Source organism: Streptomyces sp. NPDC085460 (genome assembly GCF_044541975.1).
Lineage (GTDB): Bacteria > Actinomycetota > Actinomycetes > Streptomycetales > Streptomycetaceae > Streptomyces.
Window position 1 is genome coordinate 1 of record NZ_JBITTO010000001.1, and the last position, 23,349, is coordinate 23,349.

19 protein-coding genes and 1 pseudogene are annotated in these 23,349 nt (G+C 74.8%); 13 read left to right on the top strand and 7 right to left on the bottom strand.

Going from position 1 to position 23,349, the window contains the following annotated elements; genetic code table 11:
• Positions 1 to 280: 280 nt before the first annotated feature.
• Positions 281 to 958: a ScbR family autoregulator-binding transcription factor gene (locus ACIGHB_RS00005; RefSeq protein WP_360321713.1), complete on the bottom strand. Its 678-nt coding sequence runs from the start codon at positions 956 to 958 to the stop codon at positions 281 to 283.
• A 128-nt stretch (positions 959 to 1,086) separates the two neighbouring features.
• Between ACIGHB_RS00005 and ACIGHB_RS00010 the strand changes: the two genes are divergently transcribed.
• The 3 genes from ACIGHB_RS00010 (at position 1,087) to ACIGHB_RS00020 (ending at position 3,709) form a co-directional block, all read left to right on the top strand.
• A complete protein-coding gene (locus tag ACIGHB_RS00010; RefSeq protein ID WP_399908051.1) occupies positions 1,087 to 2,031 on the top strand; it encodes a ScbA/BarX family gamma-butyrolactone biosynthesis protein in 945 nt (314 codons plus the stop codon).
• Between the two features lie 43 nt (positions 2,032 to 2,074).
• Positions 2,075 to 3,055, top strand: coding sequence for an NAD-dependent epimerase/dehydratase family protein (locus ACIGHB_RS00015; protein WP_399908054.1), 981 nt, complete (start codon positions 2,075 to 2,077; stop codon positions 3,053 to 3,055).
• Between the two features lie 63 nt (positions 3,056 to 3,118).
• Complete coding sequence (locus ACIGHB_RS00020) at positions 3,119 to 3,709, top strand: TetR/AcrR family transcriptional regulator (RefSeq protein ID WP_360321722.1); 591 nt, start codon at positions 3,119 to 3,121, stop codon at positions 3,707 to 3,709.
• Positions 3,710 to 3,770: 61 nt separating this feature from the next.
• On the opposite strand, the gene ACIGHB_RS00025 is transcribed toward ACIGHB_RS00020, so the two are convergent.
• The 3 genes from ACIGHB_RS00025 to ACIGHB_RS00035 all read right to left on the bottom strand — a co-directional run bounded on the left by ACIGHB_RS00025 (position 3,771) and on the right by ACIGHB_RS00035 (position 7,619).
• Positions 3,771 to 4,988: a sensor histidine kinase gene (locus tag ACIGHB_RS00025; protein WP_399908058.1), complete on the bottom strand. Its 1,218-nt coding sequence runs from the start codon at positions 4,986 to 4,988 to the stop codon at positions 3,771 to 3,773.
• A 132-nt stretch (positions 4,989 to 5,120) separates the two neighbouring features.
• On the bottom strand, positions 5,121 to 6,203 hold the full coding sequence (corA, locus tag ACIGHB_RS00030; protein ID WP_360321740.1) for a magnesium/cobalt transporter CorA: 1,083 nt from the start codon (positions 6,201 to 6,203) through the stop codon (positions 5,121 to 5,123).
• Between the two features lie 84 nt (positions 6,204 to 6,287).
• Entirely contained in the window at positions 6,288 to 7,619 is a 1,332-nt protein-coding gene (locus ACIGHB_RS00035; protein WP_399908061.1) for a D-arabinono-1,4-lactone oxidase, read from the bottom strand.
• Positions 7,620 to 7,830: 211 nt separating this feature from the next.
• Here ACIGHB_RS00035 and ACIGHB_RS00040 point away from each other — a divergent pair, with 211 nt between their 5' ends.
• The 3 genes from ACIGHB_RS00040 to ACIGHB_RS00050 all read left to right on the top strand — a co-directional run bounded on the left by ACIGHB_RS00040 (position 7,831) and on the right by ACIGHB_RS00050 (position 11,267).
• Positions 7,831 to 9,072 (top strand): alanine racemase, encoded by a 1,242-nt coding sequence (locus ACIGHB_RS00040; RefSeq protein WP_399908064.1) that lies wholly within the window; start codon positions 7,831 to 7,833, stop codon positions 9,070 to 9,072.
• 82 nt (positions 9,073 to 9,154) lie between these two features.
• Positions 9,155 to 9,760 carry a TetR/AcrR family transcriptional regulator gene (locus ACIGHB_RS00045; protein WP_399908067.1) on the top strand — a complete coding sequence of 202 codons (606 nt, stop codon included), beginning with the start codon at positions 9,155 to 9,157 and terminating at the stop codon, positions 9,758 to 9,760.
• A gap of 145 nt (positions 9,761 to 9,905) precedes the next feature.
• Positions 9,906 to 11,267, top strand: coding sequence for a DUF1254 domain-containing protein (locus tag ACIGHB_RS00050; RefSeq protein ID WP_399908070.1), 1,362 nt, complete (start codon positions 9,906 to 9,908; stop codon positions 11,265 to 11,267).
• A 28-nt stretch (positions 11,268 to 11,295) separates the two neighbouring features.
• On the opposite strand, the gene ACIGHB_RS00055 is transcribed toward ACIGHB_RS00050, so the two are convergent.
• Positions 11,296 to 11,496, bottom strand: a complete 201-nt coding sequence (locus ACIGHB_RS00055; RefSeq protein WP_388874455.1) for a twin-arginine translocase TatA/TatE family subunit — start codon at positions 11,494 to 11,496, stop codon at positions 11,296 to 11,298.
• Positions 11,497 to 11,653: 157 nt separating this feature from the next.
• Between ACIGHB_RS00055 and ACIGHB_RS00060 the strand changes: the two are divergent.
• A pseudogene (locus tag ACIGHB_RS00060) lies at positions 11,654 to 12,061 on the top strand (BlaI/MecI/CopY family transcriptional regulator); the annotation flags it as partial.
• Between the two features lie 169 nt (positions 12,062 to 12,230).
• Positions 12,231 to 13,175 carry a M56 family metallopeptidase gene (locus tag ACIGHB_RS00065; RefSeq protein WP_360321976.1) on the top strand — a complete coding sequence of 315 codons (945 nt, stop codon included), beginning with the start codon at positions 12,231 to 12,233 and terminating at the stop codon, positions 13,173 to 13,175.
• Positions 13,176 to 13,213: 38 nt separating this feature from the next.
• Here the strand turns inward: ACIGHB_RS00065 and ACIGHB_RS00070 are convergent, their stop codons facing one another.
• Entirely contained in the window at positions 13,214 to 13,669 is a 456-nt protein-coding gene (locus ACIGHB_RS00070; RefSeq protein ID WP_399908074.1) for a tellurite resistance TerB family protein, read from the bottom strand.
• Between the two features lie 360 nt (positions 13,670 to 14,029).
• On the opposite strand from ACIGHB_RS00070, the gene ACIGHB_RS00075 reads away from it, so the two are divergent.
• From ACIGHB_RS00075 to ACIGHB_RS00090, 4 genes are all read left to right on the top strand, one after another.
• Positions 14,030 to 14,908, top strand: a complete 879-nt coding sequence (locus tag ACIGHB_RS00075; RefSeq protein WP_399908077.1) for an alpha/beta hydrolase — start codon at positions 14,030 to 14,032, stop codon at positions 14,906 to 14,908.
• Between the two features lie 147 nt (positions 14,909 to 15,055).
• On the top strand, positions 15,056 to 15,847 hold the full coding sequence (locus tag ACIGHB_RS00080; RefSeq protein ID WP_399908081.1) for a DUF4239 domain-containing protein: 792 nt from the start codon (positions 15,056 to 15,058) through the stop codon (positions 15,845 to 15,847).
• A 221-nt stretch (positions 15,848 to 16,068) separates the two neighbouring features.
• Entirely contained in the window at positions 16,069 to 16,965 is an 897-nt protein-coding gene (locus tag ACIGHB_RS00085; protein ID WP_399908084.1) for a YhjD/YihY/BrkB family envelope integrity protein, read from the top strand.
• Positions 16,966 to 17,038: 73 nt separating this feature from the next.
• Positions 17,039 to 19,609: a choice-of-anchor A family protein gene (locus tag ACIGHB_RS00090; RefSeq protein WP_399908087.1), complete on the top strand. Its 2,571-nt coding sequence runs from the start codon at positions 17,039 to 17,041 to the stop codon at positions 19,607 to 19,609.
• Between the two features lie 132 nt (positions 19,610 to 19,741).
• Here ACIGHB_RS00090 and ACIGHB_RS00095 read toward each other — a convergent pair whose 3' ends face one another.
• The gene (locus ACIGHB_RS00095; RefSeq protein ID WP_399908090.1) at positions 19,742 to 20,740 is read right to left on the bottom strand and encodes a LacI family DNA-binding transcriptional regulator; all 999 of its coding nucleotides are present in this window, start codon (positions 20,738 to 20,740) and stop codon (positions 19,742 to 19,744) included.
• A gap of 232 nt (positions 20,741 to 20,972) precedes the next feature.
• On the opposite strand from ACIGHB_RS00095, the gene ACIGHB_RS00100 reads away from it, so the two are divergent.
• Positions 20,973 to 23,252 (top strand): RICIN domain-containing protein, encoded by a 2,280-nt coding sequence (locus tag ACIGHB_RS00100; RefSeq protein WP_399908093.1) that lies wholly within the window; start codon positions 20,973 to 20,975, stop codon positions 23,250 to 23,252.
• The last annotated feature ends 97 nt before the right edge of the window (positions 23,253 to 23,349 follow it).

Consider the following 23,349-nt stretch of genomic DNA (forward strand, 5'->3'; position numbering starts at 1 on the left):
CTCCGCCAGCGCACGCACCGACTCCCGGAGCATCTCGTGCTCCTCGGACAACCGGTACAGGTCGAAGTCCTTGCCCATGGTCTTGAGCTCCCTGGAAATGCTGGTGGCACCTGCGGGCGGGGCCTGGCTTGTGGCACCCGGTATCGGCTACGGCACCCGTGTATGGCACTGAGTACCCTCAGCAAAACACACTCAGTGCCATGACGCCAGAGCGCCCCGACGGCAGTCTGCCGTCGGGGCGCCAAAGGAACCGCGTGGTCTGTTTTCGGGGGGCTCCCGGTTACGCGGAGGTGTCCGCCAGGATGTCGTCGCGATGGCGCCGGCCCGCGTCGTACTCGGCCGCGAGAGCGAGCGCCCGCTCATCGGACATGTCGAGCTCGAGCAGGATCGCCGGCGTGCAGATCGACGGGATCACATGCCGCATCAGCACCGACGTGCGATGAGCAAGATCGTTGCGATTGCACAGCACGGCGGACATGGTCTGGATGCCGGTGAAGGCCCCCGAGAACAGCTCGGCCGTGTCCGTCACGTTCACATGGTGGAGGAGCTCGCCGCGCGCCCGGGCCACGGTGAGGATCTCGGACACCTGGTCCACCCACGCCTGGAAGGGCACGGCGCGGTTCACGCCCACCGCGCCGCTGTCCAGGGCGAGCGCCACGCTCGCCTGGACCAGGGGGTCGTGCTGGAGCCGGTGGGAGAGGAGGAAGCCCTGGTCTATGAGCTCCTGGAGTTTCACCGCCTGCGGGGTGAGCGGCTCGTCGAGCAGCTGCGCGTCGAGCACGCCGGTCGCGACTTCTTCCTTGGATGCAAAGTGGAAATACAGCGCACCCTTCGTCACCCCGGCGCGCGCGAGGATCTCCCCCACGGTCGCTCGCTCGTAGCCCCGCTCCGCGAAGACGGTGGCGGCTGCCTCGAGGATCGCCCGCCGTGTACGGATAGCTCGCGCTTGTTGCGCCACAGGCCCTCCCGCTGTCTCACTGTGTGCTCTCGCCATGTGACGTGAAGCATTGAAAAAAAAACCAGAACGTACGTACCCTACGCCGGGCCGGGCTCTACGTCCGGGGGGGAAGGGACGCAAGGGGAGACATGGAACGGCACGACCGACTCGGCAAGACGAGCGTTCCCGGAGAGTTCGTCCACCGCTCCGACCCGGCGGACATCATCCCCACCGGCTGGACACAGTTGAGAGAGAACCGCTTCTCCGTCTCCGCCGCCTGGCCCGCCGCGCACCCCTACTTCTCCCCGGTCGGCGGCGACCGGCACGATCCGATCCTGGTCGCCGAGACCATACGCCAGGCCACCATGCTGGTCGCCCACGCCGAACTCGGCGTCCCCGTCGACTCCCAGTTCGTCCTCTGGGACCTCTCCTACGACGCCGAGCCCGACGCGCTCGCCCTGGACGCCGGCGGCGCGGACGTCACCATCGACGTGATCCTCTCCGACGTCCGGGGCCGCGGCCGGGGGCTGCGCGCGCTGCGCACCACCACCGTGCTCACCCGGGACGGGAACCTGCTGGCCACCGGAAGGGGCGTGGCGAGCTGCACCTCGGCCGCCGCGTACCGCCGGATCAGGGGCCCCCAGCTCGAACTCCTCGGGCAGCCCGTCCCGCTGATACCCGGCGTCCCGCCGGAGACGGTGGGCCGGGAACGGGCCCAGGACGTCGTGCTCGGCCGGGGAACCCGCCCCGGCCAGTGGCAGCTGCGGATCGACACCGGCCACCCGACGCTCTTCCGGCGCCCCAACGACCACGTGCCGGGCATGCTCCTCCTGGAGGCGGCCCGCCAGGCGGCGCACGCGCTGGTCGGCGCGGAGGGCTTCCTCCCGTCGGTCATGAACGTGTCGTTCTTCCGCTACGCCGAGCTGGAGGCGCCCTGCTGGGTCACGGCCGAGGTCGTGCCCGCCCCCGCCCCCGGGATGCTGACGGTCCGCGCCGAGGGGCACCAGGACGGCCAGCCCGTCTTCGCCTGCACCCTCTCCTCGCGGGCCGGCACTCCCGCGCTCGCCCGGCTCGACCAGCGTCTCGCGGGCTGACCGGCGCACCACCGCGCCCCGTACGCGTCCTTCGGAAGGTCCCATGGGAACCCGCATCCTCATCACCGGCGCCACCGGCTTCATCGGCGGCCGGGTCGCCGCCGCGGCCGCCGCGCACCCCGGCCTCGACCACGTCCGCCTGCTCGTCCGGCGCCCGGACGCGGCGCCCGTCGCGCCCGAGGGCGCCCCGCCCGCCGGCCGGCCCGTCGTCGAGACCGTCCGGGGCGACCTCAGGGACGCCGAGAGCCTGCGCGGGATCTGCGACGGGGTCGACGCCGTGATCCACTGCGCCTCTGCGATCGGCGGCGCGGAGGACGTCCTCCAGGTGGTCAACGAGCACGGCACCCGGGACCTCGTCGCCGCCGCGCGACGGGCCGGCGCGGGGCGGATCGTCGCCCTGAGCACCGCCTCCGTGCACGGCCGCGGCCCCTTCCGCGCCGCCGACATCGACAGCCTCCCCCTCGCGCCGGGCTCCGCGACCAGCCGGACCCGGGCCGCGGGGGAGCGGTACGTGCTGGACGCCGGCGGCACCGTGCTGCGCCCCCACCTCGTCTACGGGACGGGGGACCGGCTGGTCGTCCCCGGCCTCCTGACGCTGCTCGCCGCCCTGCCCGGACCGCTCGCGGGGGCCGGCTCGCTGCACTCGATGGTCGAGGTCGAGAGCCTGGCGGGCGCCCTGCTGGGCGCCGCGCTCTCCCCGGCGACCAGGCCGGGCGCGTACTGCGTCGCCCACCCGGATCCGGTCTCCGAGGCCGAACTCCTCGCCGCCGTCGAACCGCTGCTCCCGGCCTCGGTGCGGGACGCCCGGGGCCCGGCGGTGGAGCTCGCCGAGGCCCGCGCGCTGCTCGCGGGGAACCCGGTCGCCGCCCACCACCTGGAGATCTTCGGCGTCGACCACTGGTTCGCCGACGAGCGCCCCTGGACCGATTTCGGCCGCGGCCCCGGCCCCGGCTTCACCGCGGCCTTCTCCCGGCACCTGGCCTGGTACCGCCAATTTCTCTCGGCCCGCGCCGATCGGCCGTAGTCCGTCACCTCGGCGCCGGGAGCGCCCGGCCGGCGGCCTCCCAGGCCCTAAGGTGGGGGCACGATGACACGTTTTCGCGAGACTGTTCGGTCCTTGTTGCGGGAGCAGGTGCTCGACGCCGCGTACGGGCTCGTCGCGGCCGACGGGTGGGGCGTGCTGCGGATGACCTCCGTCGCGCGGGTCGCGGGGATCAGCCGGCAGACCCTCTACAACGAGTTCGGGTCCAAGGAGGCGATCGGCGGGGCACTGGTCCAGCGGGAGCTGGAACGGTTCCTCGTCGGGATCCGGGAGGAGCTGGACGCGCACCGGGGGGACCTGGAGCGGGCCGCCGAGGCCGGGGTGCGGTACACGCTCCAGCAGGCCGTCGACAACCCGCTGATCAAGAGCGTCCTCGTGGCCGCGCGGGGCGGCGACGACGCCGACCTGCTCGCCTATCTGACCACCCGCACCGACCCGGTCTTCGGCACCGCGATGGCCCTCCTCGACGCGTACGCGATCGAGGCGTGGCCCGAGGTGGACGAGGTGTCGCGCGGGCTCGCCGTCGAGACGATCGTCCGGCTCACCGTCAGTCACATCGTCCAGCCGGTCGCCGCCCCCGAGGAGTCGGCGCGGCGCATCGCCCGCATCACCGCCCGGGTCGCCCACCCGGCCTGACCGGCCGCCGCCGCAGGTTCCCTGTCCGTCGCCCGCCGCCGCAGGTCCTCGGTCCGTCGCCTCAGGGCGCCGGCAGCGGGACGGCCGCCGACAGCACCGTGCCCTCGCCGGGCGCGGACTCCACGGTCAGCGTGCCGCCGAGCTGCCGCGCGCGGGTGCGGATGGCCGGGAGGCCGTGGCCGCGCTCCCCGCCGTCCGCGCGGACGGCCGCCGGGTCGAAGCCCCTGCCGTCGTCGGCGACGTCGAGCACGACCTGGTCGTCGAGGTACGTGAGGGTGAGCGCGGCGGCACGGGCGTCCGCGTGCTCCCGTACGTTCGCCAGCGCGCCCTGCGCGATCCGCAGCAGCGCCGACTGGACCCGGTCGGGCAGCGCGCGGACCGGCACGCCCTCGATGTGGCAGCGGACCGTGAGGCCGGCGGTGGACTCCCGGCGGGCCAGGGTGCGCAGCGCCTCGTCCAGACCGCCGCCCCCGGCGAGGTCGGCGGGGGCGAGGTCGTGGACGAAGCGGCGGGCCTCGGCGAGGTTGTGCTCGGCGATCTCGCCGGCCGCGCGCACGTGCCGGTGGGCCGTCTCGGGGTCCGACCGCCAGGTCCGGTCGGCCGCCTGGAGCAGCATCCGCTGGCTCGACAGGCCCTGGGCGAGGCTGTCGTGGATCTCCATGGAGAGCCGCTGCCGCTCGGCGAGGGTGCCCTCGCGGCGCTCGGTCGCGGCGAGTTCCCGCCGGGTGCGGACGAGGTCCGCGATCAGCTCGCGCTGCCGCTCGGTCTGCCGGTCCATCCGGACGAAGACGGCGACGCAGATCGCGGCGATGGCGGGCGGGGCGAGCAGGATGTCGAACTCGAAACGGCCGGCCAGCCGCAGCTGCGCGGTGACCGAGACCACCGTGAGCAGCCCGATGTAGCCGGCCGCGGCCGGCGGGCGCAGCTCGCGCAGCCCGAGGTAGAAGAGCGGGATCGAGCACCAGGCGAAGCTCGGGGCGAGGAAGACGAGCGCGATCCAGGTCGCCGAGCAGGCACCCAGCCAGAGGTGCCGGCGGGTCCGGTCGCCGGTGAGCGCGGGCTCGGCCACGTACAGCACGGCGAGGACGGCGGCGAGCCCGACCACCCAGGGGGCGATGCCCTCCCCGGTGTGCCGCATCAGGAACCGGGTCAGCGAGGAGCCGAGCAGCAGGAAGAAGCCCACGTGGAGCAGGACCCGGAACCAGCGGGCCTCGTCGTCCGCCGCCCCGGGGTCCCCCTCCGGGCCCGCCGCCGTCCCCGTCCCGTCCCACCGCGCCATGCCGTACCGCACCTCTCCGCCGGCCGGTCGGACGACTCACCGACCGGATTAACGGAGCAAACCTCTCATATACGGACGCGCGGCCTGAGGTGCGCCCCGGTCCGGGCGCGGCCGGGGTGCGCCCCCGTTGCGCTACAGCCAGCCGTTGCGGCGGAAGCCCCGGTGGATGACGAAGCAGGCGACCGCGATCACCCCGAGGACCAGCGGATAGCCGTAGGTCCACCGCAGCTCCGGCATGTGGTCGAAGTTCATGCCGTACAGCCCGCACACCATGGTCGGCACCGCGACGATCGCCGCCCAGGCGGTGATCTTCCGCATGTCCTCGTTCTGCGCGACGGTGACCTGCGCCAGGTGCGCCTGGAGCACCGAGTCGAGCAGGGTGTCGTACGAGGCGACCTGCTCGGTCACGCGGGCGAGGTGGTCGTTGACGTCGCGGAAGTAGGCGCGGATCTCCGGGTCGACCAGGGGCATGGGCCGGGTGGCGAGCGCCGTCAGCGGGCGGGAGAGCGGGGCGACCGCCCGGCGCAGTTCCAGCAGTTCCCGCTTGAGCTGGTAGATCCGGCCGGCGTCGCCGCGGCCCGCCTGGCCGGAGAAGACCGTGTTCTCGATCGCGTCGAGGTCGGTCTGCACCGCGTCCGCGACGGCGAGGTAGTCGTCGACCACGTGGTCCGCCACCGCGTGCAGCACGGCCGACGGGCCCTTGGCCAGCTGCTCCGGCAGCGCTTCGAGGGCTTCGCGCAGCGGCCCGAGGGAGCCGTGCCCGCCGTGCCGGATGGTGATCACGAAGTCGGGTCCGACGAAGGCCATCAGCTCGCCGGTGTCCACCACCTCGCTGGTCGCGGTCAGCTCCTCGTGCTCGACGTACCGGACCGTCTTGAGGACGGCGAACAGCACCCCGTCGTACTCCTCGACCTTGGGGCGCTGGTGGGCGTGGACCGCGTCCTCGACGGCCAGCGGGTGCAGCCCGAAGAGCTCGGCGAGGACCGTCAGCTCCTTCTCGGCCGGCTCGTGCAGCCCGATCCACACGAAGCCGTCCCCGCCCCGGCGCACGTACCGCAGCGCGTCCTCGGCGCTCGTCCCCCGGACCGTCCGCCGCACCCCGTCGACGTACACGACGCAGTTCACGACCGCGCTGCCGAGCGGGGAGCGGGCCGGGTGGCTCAGGTCCACGGTCCGCCGGTAGGTCCGGCGGACGGCGGTGCGCAGGCGCTGCATGACGGACACGGTGGTACTCCTTCGGCAGACCGGAGCCAGTGTGCCACCCGCCCCCGGCCGGGGGTCAGCCCCCGGACCGGGTGATCAGCCGGCCGCCGGGGGCGCGCCGAGGACCCGGTCGAGGTACGGGTTGGAGAGGACGCCGGACGGGTCGAGCCGGTCCCGGAGCGCCACGAAGTCGTCGAAGCGCTCGTAGCGGGGCCGCAGCCCGGCCGCGTCGAGGTCGTGCATCTTGCCCCAGTGCGGACGGCCGCCGTAGGAGCCGAGGATCTGCTGGCAGGCGTCGAAGTACCGGCGGTACGGCATCCGGTGGTACTGGTGGAAGGCGATGTAGCAGCTCTCCCGGCCCTGCGCGGTGGAGAGCCAGATGTCGTCGGCGGCCGTGAACCGCACCTCCAGCGGGAAGGACACCGGCTCGCCCCGGGTGTCGATCCAGGACCGCAGCTCGCGCAGCGCCTCGGCCGCGTGGGCGCGCGGGATCGCGAACTCGCCCTCGTGGAAGCGGACATCGCGCACCGAGGCAAAGATCCTGTACGCGTGGTCGGTCCAGGTCCTGGAGGACATCGCGCGCGCGGCGAAGCGGGTGATCGGCGGCACCAGGCGCGGCACGCGGGTGCCGAGCCGGTTCAGGGCCTCGAAGCCGGGCCCGCTGACGGCCTCGTCGAGCCGCCGGGAGAAGGCGCCGATGGGGGAGAGGGGCGTGTCGGCGGGGAGCCGGCGGAAGCGGCGGGTCAGGGTGGTGTCGCTGTGCGGGAACCAGAAGAACTCGAAGTGGTCGTTCTCCGCGACGAGTTCGTCGATGCGGCCGAGGGTCTCGGCGACCGGCATGGACGCGTCGCGGGCGTGCAGGGCGTAGAGCGGCACGGTCTGGAGCGTGACCTTGGTGAGGACGCCGAGCGCCCCGAGGCCGACCCGGGCCGCGGCGAAGAGCTCGGGCCGCTCAGTCGCCGAACAGACCGTCACCGAGCCGTCGGCCAGCGCGAGTTCGAGCGCGCGCACCTGGGTGGCGATGCCGCCGAAGCGGATGCCGGAGCCGTGGGTGCCGGTGGAGATCGCGCCCGAGACCGTCTGCCGGTCGATGTCGCCCATGTTCTCCAGGGCGAGCCCGTGGGAGGCGAGCAGCGGGTTCAGCTTCCACAGCGGCATGCCGGCGCCGACGGTGACGAGCCCCGTCTCGGGGTCCACCGCGTCCACGGCGTCGAGCCGGTCGAGGCGGAGCTGGACGTCCGGGGCGACGGCGACGCCGCTGAAGGAGTGCCCGGAGCCGACCGCCTTGACCCGCAGCCCGTCGCGTACCGCGTCCTTCACCGCCGCGGCGACGTCCTCGGTGCGCGCCGGGCGCAGCACCCGCCGGGGGCGGGCCTCCTCGTTGCCGGCCCAGTTGCGCCAGACGGCGCCGTTCTCGCTGCCGCTCATGCCGGGCGTTCCCTTCGGGCCGGGGTCCGTGGAGGTCGGAGGGCGGGTCACCGCCGGTTCTCGTCCGGAAGGGTGGACTTGGACGAGTGTCCAAGTCAAGGGTCCCGGAGGCTTGACTTGGACACTCGTCCAAGAGAACGTGACGGCGTCGCCACCGGTCCCGGAGAAGCCCGCGCCCTCTCCTCCACAGGTCCACGAAAGGCCGCCCACCATGGAAAGCGCCCGCCCCGCAGCCGCCTCCACCGGGCCCGCCCCGCGCCCCGCCGGCTTCGCCGACCTGGAGAAGGCGACCGCCGGCCTCCAGCCGCCCTTCGCCGTGGTGGACCTCGGCGCGCTGCGCGCCAACGCCGCGCAGATGGCCCGCCGCGCCGGCGGGAAGCCGATCCGGCTCGCCAGCAAGTCGCTCCGCTGCCGCGCCCTCATCGACGACGTCCTGGCCCGCCCGGGTTTCGCCGGCGTCCTCGCCTTCACCCTCCCCGAGGCGCTCTGGCTCGCCGCCCACGACCCCCGGGCGGACGTCCTCGTCGGCTACCCGACCGCCGACACCGACGCGCTGCGCCGCCTCGCCGACGACGAGGACGCCGCCGCCCGCGTCACCGTGATGATCGACTCCGCCGAACAGCTCGACCTCCTCACCTCGGCCGTCGGGGCCTCCGGGCCCCCGGTCCGGGTCTGCCTCGACCTCGACGCCTCGCTCCGCCTGCTCGGCGGCCGGGTCCACCTCGGCATGCGCCGCTCGCCCCTGCACGCCCCGGCCGAGGCGGCGGCGCTGGCCCGCGCCGTGGTGGCCCGCCCCCGGCTGCGGCTGGTCGGCGTGATGGCGTACGAGGGGCAGATCGCCGGCGTCGGCGACGACCAGCCGGGCCAGGGCCGCCCGATGCGCGCCGCCGTCCGCGCGGTCCAGCGGCTCTCCGCCCGCGAGCTGCGCGCCCGCCGGGCCGCCGCCGTCCGCGCCGTCCGCGAGGTCGCCCCGCTGGAGTTCGTCAACGGCGGCGGCACCGGCAGCCTGGAGTCCACCTCCGCCGAGCCCGCCGTCACCGAACTCGGCGCGGGCTCCGGGCTCTACGCCCCCGCCCTCTTCGACCACTACCGGGGCTTCAGCCCGCTGCCCGCCGCCTTCTTCGCGCTCGCGGTGGTCCGCCGCCCCGCCCCCGGCCACGTCACCGTCCTCGGCGGCGGCTGGACCGCGTCCGGCGCCCCGGGACCGGACCGGCTGCCCGTCCCCGTCCACCCGGCGGGGCTGCGGACGCTCGGCTCCGAGGGCGCGGGCGAGGTGCAGACGCCGCTCGTGGGACCGGCCGCCGACACCCTCCGCTGCGGCGACCGCGTCTGGTTCCGGCACGCCAAGGCCGGCGAGCTCTGCGAGCGCGTCGACACCCTCCACCTCGTCGAGCACGACCGGGTGGTGGACGAGGTCCCCACGTACCGCGGCGAGGGCATGGCCTTCCTCTAGGTCCTGCCGATCCTCCCCCGCGATACCGTGACCCGGCCCGCCGCCCGGCCGGTCCCGCCCCGTCCCCCGCGAGGAGCCCCCCATGCCCCGACTCTCCGCAGGCGAGCGCCGTGAGCAGCTGGCGGAGGCGGCGATCCGGGTCATGATCCGGGACGGGGTCGCCGAGACCACCACGCGGGCCGTGGTCGCCGAGGCGGGGGTGCCGCTCGGCGCCTTCCACTACTGCTTCCGTTCCAAGGAGGAGCTGTTCCAGACCGTCATCGAGCGGATCATGGAGCGGAACCTCCCGCCGGCCGATCTGGCCCACCCGGAGGGCGCCACCCCCTTCGAGAAGGTCCGCGCGATCCTCCACGCCTACTGGGAACAGGTCCGCGCCCGCCCGGCCGAGCACCTGGTGACGTACGAGGTCACCCAGTACGCGCTCCGCAGGCCCGGCCTCGCCGACCTGGCCCGCCGCCAGTACCGGCACTACCTGGACGTGAACCGCGCCCACCTGGAGTCGATGGCCCGGGCGGCCGGCCTCGCCTGGACCGTGGACCTCGCGGTCCTCGCCCGCCACGGCCTCGGCGTCCTCGACGGCCTCACCCTCACCTGGCTGATCGACCGCGACGACGAGCAGGCCCTGGCCGCGCTCGACGAGTACGCCCGCTACCTCGCCTCGGTCGCCGAGCCCCTGCCCGGTCCGTAGCACCGCGTCCCGCAGCACCGCGTTCCGTAGCCCCGCGCCCCGTCCCGTAGCGCCGCGTCCCGCGAGGCCACCCCCTCCTCCCGGATGCAGCCCGTCCCCAAGCGTGGCAGTTTGGGCGGAAATGCGGCAGGTGAGGAGGGTGGCCATGGCGGAGCGCGCGGTGCCGACGGCCGGGGAGGCGCGGCGGACCGCCGCCGAGGCGTGGATCTGGGGCCACCCCCTCCTGGAGAACTACCGCACCCTCCACGCCCAGGCGATCGACCCCGAAGCCCCCGCCGCCGGGGGCTTCGGCCGCTTCCGGCACCACGCCGCACCGCTCGTCCCGGCCGGCGGGGACGCGGCCGGACCGGACGTCGACACCGTCCGCTCCGTGGCCTGGCTCGACCTCCGGGCCGAGCCCTGGGTGCTGTCCGTCCCCGCCACCGACCGCTACCACGTCCTGCCGGTGCACGACCTCGACACCGTGTACGTCGGTTTCGTCGGCACCCGTGCCACCGGCCCCGGCGCGGGCGACTACCTCGTCGCCGGGCCCGGCTGGACGGGCTCCGTCCCCGACGGCGTCACCGGCGTCCTGCGCGCCGCCACCCGGCTCGTCGGCATCGTCGGCCGCACCCGCCTCGCGGGACCGGAGGACGTGCCGGCCGTCCGCGCGCTCCAGGAGCGGTACCGGCTGCGCCCGCTCTCCGCGTACACCGACACCGCCGCCCCGCATCCGCCGGAGGAGCCGCTCCGGCCGGTCGTGCGGCCGGGGGAGACCGACCCCGTCGCGTTCTTCACCGCCCTCGACTTCCTCCTCCGCTTCTGCCCGGTCCTCGACGCCGACCGCGCGCTGCGCGCCCGGCTCGCCGTCCTCGGCGTCGACGGCGGCGGCGCGTTCGAGCCCGGCGCGCTCGCCCCCGGGCTCCGCGCCGCCCTCGAAGCGGGCCTCGCCGACGGCCGGGCCCGGCTCGCCGAGGCGGTCGCCGCGACCCGGCGCCCCGCGCCCCTCTTCGGCACCCGCGCCGAGATCGGCGCCGATCCGCTGCGCCGCGCGGTCGCCGCGCACCAGGGCCTGTACGGGCTCCCCGAGGCGGAGATGTGGTCCAGCGGCCGGCTGCGCGACCCGGCCGGTCACGGACCGCCGGACGGCGCCCGGCGCGCGTACACGATCCGCTTCCTCCCCGGGCAGCTCCCGCCCGCCCGCTTCTTCTGGTCGGCCTCGCTCCACGGGCCGCCCGGAGGGCACCTCGCCGAGAACGCGATGGGCCGGAACGCGATCGTCTGGAACGCGATCGGCCGGAACGCGATCGGGGACCGCACCCCGGGGATCGTCTACGACGACGACGGCGGGCTCACGCTCCACCTCGCCCACGAACGGCCCACCGACCCCAAGCGGGCGGCCAACTGGCTGCCCGCCCCGGCCGGCCCGTTCACGGCGGTGCTGCGCCTGTACGGCCCCGACCCCTCCGTCCTCGACGGCCGCTGGAGCCCGCCGCTGCTCACCGTCCCCACCGGGACGGGCGACTGACCGGAGCCGGGCGGCGTACGGAGAGGTTTCAGCGGTCCTCGGCGGAGGTCCGCGTCTCCTTGACGGTGTAGGTGGCCGCGGGCTCGCGGGGCGCGTCGCCGGCCTTCATCTCGCGCGCCTCCGCCTTGAGGATGCGGCTCGCCTTGCCGGCGTTGCGCGCCAGCTCCGGCAGCTTCCTCGCGCCGACCACCAGGGCGACGACGATCAGCAGGATCGCGATCTCGCTCATACCGAACACGGGGACTCTCCTGGCGGGCTACGGGACGCTGGTCCGACCCGCGTCAATCTACAGGGGCGTAGAAGGAGCGGGTAGGGTCACCCCCCGAACGATGAACGGCGCCCGGACGGTCCGGGCGACCGGCCGGGAACGGCGAGGGGGACGACGGATGAAGAAGCGGGACGCCGGGGCGCCGGAGCCCGCCGGGGACGCCGGGCGCCGGCGCGGCCAGGGCGAGCTGGAGGCCCAGGTCCTCGCCGCGGTGCGGGCCGCGGGCCGCCCGGTCACCGCAGGCGCGGTGCGCGAACGCCTCGGCGGCACCCTCGCGTACACCACCGTCATCACCATCCTCACCCGCCTCCACGCCAAGGGGGCCGTCGCCAGGGAACGCGCCGGCCGGTCCTTCGAGTGGACCGCCATGGCCGACGAGGCCGGGCTCGCCGCCCTGCGGATGCGCAGGCTGCTCGACGGCGAGGGCGACCGGGAGGCCGTCCTCGCCCGCTTCGTCACCACCCTCCCCGCCTCCGACGAACGACTCCTCCGGGAGTTGCTCGCCCGCGCCGAGGAGGAACCGGAGGCCGGGGAAGGCACGGAGGCCGGGGAACACCCAGGGGCCGAGGGAGAAACGGGGGCCGAGGGAGAACCGAGGGCCGAGGGAGAAGCGGAGGCCGAGAGGGAGCCGGAGGCCGAGGGGGAGCCGGAGGCGGGAGCAGGGGAAGACGACGGGGCGGGGGAGGGCTGACACCGTGGGCGTCCTCGTCTTCCTGCCGCTCGTCCTGCCGCTGACCGCGTGGCCCGTCGCCCGGCTCGCCGAGCACCACCTGCACCCGCGCACCGCGACCCGGCTGCTCACCGCCGTCGCCGCGCTGCTCGCCGTGTGCAGCACGCTCTGCCTCGCGCTCCTCATGGTCGTGGGCACGGCCCAACTGCCCGGCAACCCGCTCCCTGACGCCTGGTCGGACCCGGAGGTGCGGGCCGCCGTGCCCCTCGACGAGGTCGCCGGCCGGGCGGCGATCCCCGCGCTCCTCGCCGTGGTCGGCGTCTGCGGCCGGGTGCTGCTGCGCCACCGGGGCGTCCGCCGGCGGGCCGCCCGCGCGCTCGCCGGGCTGCCGGACCGCCCGGTCGCGGTGCTGCCGGACCCCGTCCCGTACGCGTACGCCCTCCCGGCCCCGGCGGGCCGCTCCCGGGGCAGGGTGGTGGTCAGCCGGGGCATGCTCGCCCGTCTCGGCCCGGCGGAGCGGCGGGCCCTCTTCGCCCATGAGCGGGCGCATCTGACGGGCCGGCACGACCTGTTGCTGCTCGCCGCCCGGCTGGCCGCCGCCGCCAACCCGTTCCTGAGGCCGCTCCGTACGGCCGTCACGTACTCGGCCGAGCGCTGGGCGGACGAGGAGGCGGCGGTACGGGTCGGCAGCCGGCGCGTGGTCGCGCGGGCCATCGGGCGCGCCGCGCTGGCCTCCGGCGGCGCCGGTCCCGCGGCCCTGCCGGCCTTCGCCGTCGCCGGTCCCGTGCCGCGCCGGGTCGCCGCCCTCCTCGCGCCGCCGCCCCCGGGCCCGCGTGCCTGGCCGCCGGTCTTCACCGCCGTCGGGCTCGCCCTGTGGGGCGCCCTGGTGGGCGCCGCCGCCTCGGCGCTCGCCTCGGCGAACTCGGCGGTGACGCTCTACGCGGTGCTCAGGGCGGCGACCCCGCTGTAGGCCCGGCGCCCACGGGTCTCAGGGGTCGAACTCGTGTCTCAGAGGTCGAACTCGTGCGGGGGCAGGCCGAGCGCGAAGCACGCCTCGCGGACGACGGACCGCTCGGCCGGGTCGAAGTGTCCGTCGGCGCCGCCGATGACGATGCCGATCTGGACGACGGCGCGGGCCTCCGCCGGCTTCTTCGCCGCCTTGGCGATCTCCTGGAGGACGGCGACCTTCCCGAAGTCGACGTCCGCGGCGAGCCGGTCGAGCTGGGCGTCGAAGCGCCGCTGGAGATCGGCCGCGTCGAAGTTCCGCAGCACCTCGTTGGCGGCGATCAGCTGGGCCACGCGGCTCCGCTCGGCCGGGTCCACGGTGCCGTCGGCCGCCGCGACCAGCGCGCACATCGCCATGCTCGCGTCCCGGAAGGCGCCGCTGGTCAGTTCGTTCTTCCGTGCGGTCAGCTGGGTCTGCATGGTCGAGGCGGACTCCTTGATCCGGTCCCACAGCGCCATCGTCGGCTCACTCTCCCTCGTCCGGACTGCTCCGGCTCGAACTTCTACAGTGCTGTAGAAGTTAGCAGGTGGAAGCTACCAGCCCGAAAAGGGGTGCGAAGGGGCGGGGGCGGGCTGTTAGGTTCGGCCGCATGTGCTCCGTCATCCAGAACTTCCGGGCGAACCGGCTCCGTTCCGCGCGCTGACCACGGCCCCGGCCCCGGCCCCGCGCGCACGCCGACGCGCCCGCACACGGCGCGCGTCCGATTCCGCCAGGCGTCCGCGCGTCCGCGCGCCCGCGTTCTGGCTGCGCTGTCGCGCCCACCGGTCCCGAGGTCACCCGCGTCCACCGTTCGCCTCAGGATGACGAGGATCTCTCCCATGCGCTCAGACCAGCGCCCGTACCCCACCTTCGTGTTCGTGCACGGCGGCTCCAGCAACGCCCGTGCCTGGACCCCGCTCCGGAACGAGCTGGCCCTGCGCGGCCACCGCTCGTACGCCGTCGACCTCCCCGGCCACGGCGACCGGGCCGACGGCCCCGCCTCCTACCACCGGCCGGCCCAGGACCGTACGGCCCTGACCCGCGAAGCCTCCCCGATGCACGGCGTCACCCTCGCCGACAACGTCGAGCACGTCGTCGGCGTCCTCCGGCGGCTCGCCGGACACGGCCCGGTCGTCCTCGCCGGCAACAGCCTCGGCGGCCTCACCCTCACCGCCGTCGTCAACGCCGCCCCGGACCTCGTCGACCGGGTCGTCTACCTCTCGGCGCTCTGCCTCGCCGACCCCGCCATGCTCACCGAACCGTGGGACGTCGCGGACGACGGCCTCCTCGACGCGGCGGTGGCGTGGGTCGCCGTCCCGTACGACGCCCCCGGCCGCGACCCCGGCGTCGTCCGCCTCGACTGGCGGCGTGCCCACACCGACCCGGAGGCGTTCGCCGTGCTGAAGGAGGCCATCATGGCCGACGCGCCCGACCCCCTGTTCCGCCACTTCCTCGACTCGCTCGACGCGGACGAGAACCACGGCGTCATGGAGCCGGCCGCCCTCGTCCGCCCCGAGGCGTGGCGCCGGGTGCCCCACACCTACGTCCGTCTCTCCTGCGACCGCGGCCTCACCCCGGCGGTCCAGGACTTCATGATCCGCAAGGCGGACGAACTCACCCCCGACCACCCCTTCGACGTGCACACCCTGCCCACCTCGCACGTCGGCTACGTGAGCCGCCCGGCTCTCTTCGCCGACCTCCTCACCCGCCTGACGTGATGTGACGTGACGTGACGTGACGTGATGTGACGTGGCCCGGGGCGCCGGGCCGCGTCACCCGATGGTGTGCACTCTCCCCATGCGCCGGGGGCGTACGCCTCGGTCGTGGTCCGGGACGTGCGCGCCCGCTCCCTACACTCCGCGCTCATGTCGCTCTGGCTGCTCAACCACTTCAGCTCCCTCACCCTCGCCGTCCTCCTCGTCGGCGGCACCGTCGTGCTCGCCGTCGCCGGCAGCGTGCTGCTCCGCCGCCGCCACCCGTCGCTCGCCGAGGGGGAGCACAACGACATGGTCGGCGTGACCCTGGGGATGTTCGGCGCGATCTACGGCATCATCCTCGCCTTCGTCATCGTCACCCTCTGGACCCAACTGGAGAGCACCCAGACGATCGTCGCCGCCGAGGCCACCGACGTGGCCCTGATCGCCCGTGACGCCGCCGCCTTCCCGCCGGACGTCCGCGCCGGACTCGACGCCGCCCTCGGCGACTACGTCCACGCCGTCGTCGAACAGCAGTGGCCCCGGATGCGCGAGGGCCGCCCCCAGTACGGCGCCACCGAGCGCAGCCTCGTCGACGCCTTCGACGTGCTCCAGGCGTACGACCCCGCGTCCCCGCGCGAGGAGGTGTTCTACGAGGAGGCCGTCGCCCGCCTCAACGACGTGGCCGCGCAGCGCCGCGCCAGGATCACCATGGCCGAGCAGGAACTCCCGCCGCTCCTCCAGGTCCTGGCCTTCGGCGGCGCGCTCGTCCTCGTCCCCCTGACCTTCCTGTACGGGATGCGGCGGCTGCGGATCCAGGTGCTCTTCGTCGCCTCCGTCGCCGGTCTGATCGGCTTCAGCCTGCTGTTCGTGCTCGTCCTCGACCGCCCCTTCGCGGGCGAGCTGAGCGTGAGCCCCGCCCCGTACAAGGAAGGCGCGCTGGCCCGCTACTGGGCCCCGTGACCCACCCGTCCGGCCGCCGCCGGGTGGCCGGGGCCCCGGTCGTGCCGTCTCATGGCGGAGAACGCCCGCGGCGGAGAACGCCCGCGGCGGAGCACGTCCGCGGCGGAGCACGTCCGCGGCGGAGCACGTCCGCGGCGGAGCACGTCCGCGGGGGAGCTCATCCTCGGCGGGGAGAACCGGCCGGACGGGGCGAGGCGAGGCGGGGCGGGGCGGGAGGCGCGATGGCGTGGAAGGACCGGGTGCGGGAACTGCGCACCGGGGCCGAGCGGCGTTTCCCGGTCCTGACCGAGGTGACCGAACGGCTCGTCGGCGGCAGCCTCCTCGACGCGGGCACCCGGCTCGCGGCCCAGGCGTTCCTCGCGGCCGTCCCGCTGCTCTTCGCCCTCGCCGCCTTCGCCCCCGCCCCCGTGCGGGACCAGCTCCGCGAGTCCCTGCGCGCCATGTTCGGCCTCACCGGCTCCGCCGACCAGCAGCTCCAGCAGGTCTTCGACAAGAACACCGCCGCGGGGGTACGGGAGACCAGCGGCGCCGTCGGCGCCCTCATCGCCCTCGTCTCCGCCACCAGCTTCAGCCGCGCCATGGCCCGAGTCTGCGAACGCGCCTGGAGCCTGCCCAGAGCCGGCACCCGGATCGCCGCCTGGCGGTGGGCGGTCTGGCTGCTCGCCCTGGTCGTCGTCGTCCTCCTCCAGGCGCCGATCCGCGACGGGTTCGGCGCCGGCGCCTGGCTCGGCGTCCCGCTCTTCTTCACCCTCGCCACCGGCGTCTGGCTCTGGACCCAGCACCTCCTCCTCGCCAAACGCGTCCCCTGGCTGCCCCTGCTGCCCGGCGCCCTGCTCGGCGCCGCCGCCTCCACCGTCCTCGGGATCACCGCCCGCTTCTACATGCCCGGCGCGCTCAACCGGGCCCTCGCCGAGTACGGCGCCCTCGGCCTGGTGCTCACCCTGCTGTCCTGGCTCATCGTCGTCTGCGCCGCGCTGACCTTCGCCTTCACCATCGGAGCCGTACTCGCCCGCGAACCCTCCCTCAGCCGCAGGCTCGGCACCGACCGGATCGACGCGGAGGGCCCCACCGCCCCGGGTGCCGCCCCGGACGGCGGAGCCGGCGGACCTGACGGGTGAGCCTGCCCCCTGACCGGCCCAACCGGAGGCCCTGCGAGTGGTGGGCCGTCGGCCGCGCTCCGAGACTCCCGGCATGACACAGCACACGACTCGCCCCCCGGCGCGCCCCAGGCGGCGCGCGGGAGCGACGGGCCTCGCCTGCGCCCTGGCGCTCGCGTCCGTCCCCGCCCTGGTCCTCGGCCCGGCCGCCGCCCCCGCGGCGGCCGCCACGCTCCCGGGCGGCCTCGGCCCCTGCATCCCCGGTGACCCGCCCGGCTGCCCGAGCCCCTTCCCGCCGATCGACAACGACCCGATCAAGGGCCGCGACGACGCGATCAACATCTACGTCGGTGACGACTACCTGGTCCGGGGCCGGGCGGCCGAGGCCGAGGGCCGGATCGTCGTCCTCGACACCTTCGACATGAACAAGGCCGCGGACGGCGTCTACAACGTCGGCGAGGTCGGCGTCGGTTCCAAGGTGCCGCCCTCCGAGGGCGCGGACTGGCTGACCACCGGCGGCGACATCACCGTCGCCACGGGCCAGTCGCTGCTGGCCGAGGCCGGTGTCGTCCGCCACGCGGGCACCGTCACCGGCACCGTCGAGTCCACCCTCGTACAGGACGACGACGCCGCCGCCCCGTACACCGCCCTGCGGGACCAGCTGACGGCCGCGAGCCAGTGCTACGCGCGCGTGGACGGCTCCCCGCGCACCCCCACCGGCACCGCCGAGAACCAGGGCGGCCAGACCCTCTTCACCGGTGACGGCAGCTCCGCGCTCCAGGTCTTCAACGTCGACTTCGACATGGAGGCCGCGAACGAAGGACAGCAGGGCATCGTCTTCGCGAACATCCCGGACGGCGCGACGATCCTCGTCAACGTCTTCGGCGCCGACCGCACCCTGCGCACCTACAGCGGCGGCATCGCCGACACCGACGACCCGCTCAACGCCTACCGCGAGCGGCTGCTGTGGAACTTCCCCGACGCGACCGCCATCGACCTCGCGGGCACCGGCCAGTTCCAGGGCAGCTTCCTCATGGGCAACCAGGCGTCCGCGACGACCGTGAGCCTGCCCGGCATCAACGGCCGCTTCTTCACGACCGGTTCCCTCACCCACACCAGCGTCGGCGAGAGCGGCGGCCAGGAGTTCCACGCCTACCCGTTCAACGGCGACCTCCCGGCGTGCGACACCCCCAACACCGTCACCGGCGACGTGCGGGTGGTGAAGACGGACGCCGAGACCGGCGACCCGCTGGCGGGCGCCACCTTCCAGCTGTGGGAGGAGACGAACGGCATGCCCGGCCTCCAGACCGGGGGCGCGACTCCGGACACGAGCGTGGGCGAGCCGTGCGTGACCGGCGCGGACGGTGTCTGCGAGGAGACGGTGGAGACGGGGACGTACTACTGGCAGGAGACGGACGCGCCCGACGGGTACGACCTGCCGGCGAACCCGGTCTTCGGTCCCCTCGTGCTGACGGAGGAGAACGCCGAGGCGGGTGTCTCCGTGGAGGCCGACAACTCGGCCACGCCGGCGGTCACCGGCGAGGTGCGGGTGGTGAAGACGGACGCCGAGAGCGGCGACCCGCTGGCGGGCGCCACCTTCCAGCTGTGGGAGGAGACGAACGGTGTTCCCGGCCTCCAGACCGGGGGCGCGACTCCGGACACGAGCGTGGGCGAGCCGTGCGTGACCGGCGCGGACGGTGTCTGCGAGGAGACGGTGGAGACGGGGACGTACTACTGGCAGGAGACGGACGCGCCCGACGGGTACGACCTGCCGGCGAACCCGGTCTTCGGTCCCCTTGTGCTGACGGAGGCCAACGCGGGGGCGGGTGTCACCGTGGAGGCGGACAACTCGGCCACGCCGGCGGTCACCGGTGAGGTGCGGGTGGTGAAGACGGACGCGGAGAGCGGCGACCCGCTGCCGGGCGCGACCTTCCGTCTGTGGGAGGAGACCAACGGCGTCGCCGGGCTCCAGACCGGTGGCGGCGACCCGGACACCCTGGTCGGTCCGCCGTGCGTGACCGGCGCGGACGGTGTCTGCGAGCGGACGGTGGAGACGGGGACGTACTACTGGCAGGAGACGGACGCGCCCGACGGGTACGACCTGCCGGCCGACCCGGTGTTCGGCCCGCTGGTCCTGACGGAGGCCAACGCGGCGGCCGGGGTGACCACCCAGGCGTCCAACTCCCGTACCCCGATCCCGCCGGGGACCGGGTCCGTGCGCCTCTTCAAGACCGACGCGGACAGCGGGATGCCGCTGCGCGGCGCCACCTTCGAGCTCTGGGAGGAGACGAACGGCGTCGACGGGCTCCAGACCGACGGCGACACACCCGACACCCGCGTCGGCACGCCCTGCACCACCGGCTTCGCCGGGATGTGCGGCTTCGGCGACCTCGACCACGGGACGTACTACCTGCGGGAGACCGCCGCCCCCGACGGGTACGACCTGCCGGCGGACCCGGTCAGCGGGCCGTACGTGGTGAGCGCCGAGCAGGAGGCCGTGTTCGTCACCCTGGACAACGAGCGGGGCGACGACCCCGGCCCGGGCCCGGACCCCTGTGAGCCGAAGGGCTACGGGGACGAGGGCTACGGCGAAGAGGGCTACGGCCACGAGGGCGGCTACGGCGACGAGTGCCCCACCGGCAAGGCGCGGAAGGCCCGCGTCTGAGCGAGTGACCCGACGGGCGGACGGTGCGCGGAGCACCGTCCGCCCGTCGGTCCGTCAGGGCGCGGGGGCGGTACGAGGAGCGCCGCCGGTCCGTCAGGGCGCGGGGAGGGTACGAGGAGCGCCGTCGGTCCGTCAGGGCGCGGGGGCGGTGCTGTCGCCGGGGACGAGGGCGGGCAGCAGCATGCGGGGGCGCGGGTCCGGCCGGACGGTGGACCCGGCGGCGCCGAGGGCGAGGTCGACGGCCTGCCGGGCCAGCTCCCGCTTGGGGAGGACCACGCTGGTGAGCGCCGCGCCGGAGAGCACACCGGCCGGGGTGTCGTCGTGGGCGACCACGGACAGGTCGCCGGGGACGGCGCGGCCCAGGGCGCGGGCGGCCTCCACGGCGGCGACCGCGAGGACGTCGTGCGTGGCGAAGAGCGCCGTCGCCTCCGGGTGGGCGCGCAGCGCGTCCAGCGCCGCCGCCAGGCCGCCCCGGAAGGTGGGTTCGGCCGCCGTCCGCACGGCGGCGTCCGGCAGCGGGATCCCGTCCTCGCGGAAGGCCCGGCGGAAGCCGGCCGTGCGGAGGGTGTGCGCGGGACTGGCGAGGACGAGGGCCCGCTCGTGCCCGAGCGCCCGCAGATGCCGGCCCGCGAGGTGGCCGCCGTGCTCGTAGTCGACCGTGACCACCGGGAAGCCGTCCGGCAGCGCGGTCTCCCAGGCGCACAGCACCACCGGGAAGCGGGCGTCCGCGAGGAGCGGCAGATGGCCGGTGAGCCCCTGGTCGCCGGCGATCAGGAGGGCGTCCACGGAACGGCTGGCCAGCGCGGCGAGATGGCGGCGGGCCCGCTCCCCGTCGAGCCGGGTGGTGCAGAGCAGCAGCCGGTACCCGCGCTCCTCCAGCGCGTCCTCGACCTCCTCGACCACGTCCGCGTAGAACGGCGTGGAGACGGTCGGCACGAAGAGCCCGACGGTGCGGCTGCTGCCGGTGGCGAGGGAACGGGCCACCAGGTTGGGCACGTACCCGAGTTCGGCGATGGCGGCGCGGACGCGCGCCTCGGTGGCCGGGCGGACCGCGACGCGCCCGGTGACGACGTTCGAGACGGTCTGCTTGGTGACGCCGGCCCGCTCCGCCACATCCTGCATGGTGACCATGACGTCGCCCCCGTCGTCCCCGTCCCGCCCCGTCGATCTTGCCCGCTCGCAACGTAACCGGGCCCTCACCTGCGGTCAAGGCGCGGGCGACGGCCCGCCGAGCTGCGGACGCGCGGTCAACTCCCTTGCGGAGAAGGGGATCCGGTGGATCCGCACCTCTTGTTTTACCGGTCAAATGCGCTCTAGGGTCCGTGCCACCAGCGGTCAGGCTCCTCCACCCCAGGGAGTACTCGTGCACCTCTCGCGCAACGGACGGGTGAGGACGCTCGTCGCGGCGGCCCTCGCCGCGACCGGCGTCACCGCCCTCGCCGCCGCCCCGCCGGCCGGCGCCGAACCCGCCCCCTCGCGTGCCGCCCCACCCGCCTCCGTAACGGCCCCGGCGCCTGCCCCCGCGCCCGCCTCCGCCACCGCCACGTACACGGTCACCGTCGGCGCCAAGGGTGCGTGGAACCGCCCCGACGACACCCCGGCCAGCCCCTACACCGACAAGGACGGCACCTTCTACTACCAGCAGGCCCACGCGCTCTACGGGGCGAACGACCCCCGCAAGTGGACCTTCTACACCGGCGCCGACTTCGACTCCGCGAACCGCTCCGCCGCGATCAGCGACGCCGTGAACCCGGCCAACTCCGCCGACCGCAACAACGACACCACCTGGCGCTGCAACAACAGCCCCACCGGAGTGAAGTCCACCGCCGCGCCCGCCGGCAGCGGCTACGCCCACCGCAACTACTGCGACCTGACCGGGATGTGGGTCGATCCGGACACCGGCGACTGGTACGGCCTCGTCCACAACGAGTTCACCCCGCAGCCCTTCGCCGACGGCATCCACTACGACGGCATCGACTACGCGGTCTCCACCGACCAGGGCCGGACCTGGACGATCAAGGACCACGTCATCACCTCGCCGTACAGCACGGACCGCGACGACACCGCCGCCTTCCCGCAGCAGACGTACCACTACGGCACCGGCGACCCCCGGCTCTTCGTCGACACCGCGTCCGGCTACTTCTACGCCTTCTACGGCTCCCGGATCGTCAACAAGGGCGGCGGCTGGGCCGCCTTCTACGGACACGTGGCCCGCGCCCCCATCTCCGGGAAGATGGCGCCCGGTTCGTGGCGCAAGTGGTACGACGGAGCCTGGACCCAGCCCGGCGTCGGGGGCCGCGAGTCCACCATGGTCCCGGTCGGCGCGGGCAGCGCCACGGGCTATGTGCCCAAGGAGAAGGAGTACGACCCCGCCCACTCCGGCTCGGTGAGCGCGCAGGTCGCCGCCGGGCTCACCCCCGCCACCTCGCCGCTCTTCGTCATGGACATCACCTACAACGCGTACCTCGGTCTGTACATCGGCGAGCCGCAGGCCGTCGACCAGAGCGGGAACGCGCCGCAGGAGATCTACGCCACCACCGACCTGACCACCCAGAAGTGGTTCCGGCTCGGCGACACCGGCGGCTACCGGACCGCGTCCTGGTACCGCTGGTTCCTCGACGCCGGCAACCGCACCGGATCCGGCATCGTCGGCAAGGACTTCCGCGCCTACTGCTCCTTCGGCTGCTCGGGCGGCGCGAGCGCCGAGTACGTCAACCTCAGCATCGGTACGGACACGCCCGCCGCCCCCGTCGACACCGGCCGCGCCTACCGCGTCTCCGCCGCCGGCGGCCGCGTCCTCGCCCAGGTCTCCGGAGGAACGGCCACCACGTCCACGGCCGCGCCCACCGGCTCGACGCTGGAGCACTGGACCTTCACCGCCAAGGGCGACGGCTCCTACCGGATCGCCAACGCCGCCACCGGCGGCCTCCTCGGCGTCGCCTCCACCTCGCCCGCCACGCGCGCGTGGGGCACGAAACCCGTGGTCACGGCGGCCGCCTCCGGCCCCGGCCAGGACTGGTTCGTCGTCCCCGGCGCCTCCGCCGCCGACAACACCCCCACCGGCACGGTCAAGCTGGTCAACCGGTACAGCGGCCTCGTCCTGGCCCTCTCCGGCACCCCCGCCCGCGCCGCCGAGACCACCCCCGCCCGCAGCTGGACCGACACCACCGGCTCCCCGGTCGGCGCCGGCCGCACCGCCGCCGAGCAGACCCTCGGCCTCACCCCGGTCGGTGACGCCCCCCGGACCGTCACCCTCACCACCGGCGGCAAGGCCCTCGACAACCCCGACCACAGCACCGCCGACGGCACCGGACTCGTCACCTGGACCCCGAACGGCGGCGCCAACCAGAAGTGGACCCTCACCCCGCGCGCCGGCGGAGGCCACGAACTGCGCAACAACGCCTCGGGGAAGTGCGCCGACATCGAGAACGGCTCCACCGCCGCCGGCGCCCGCGTCATCCAGTGGACCTGCCATGGCGGCCCCAACCAGCGCTGGACGCTCACCCGTCTCCCCGACGGCACCTCCACCGTCGCCTCGGTGCGCAGCGGCCTCCTCCTGACCGCCGCCTCTCCCGCGAACGGAGCGCGGGTCACCCAGCAGCCGGACACCGGGAGCGCCCTCCAGCGCTGGACGGTGGGCTGACGCACGGGAGTGCGGGGCGGCGGCTTGGCCCGGCGGGTGCCGGGTAGAGCCCTGGTGACAAACCCCCGGCGCCGACCGCGCCGGGGGTCCGCTCTGT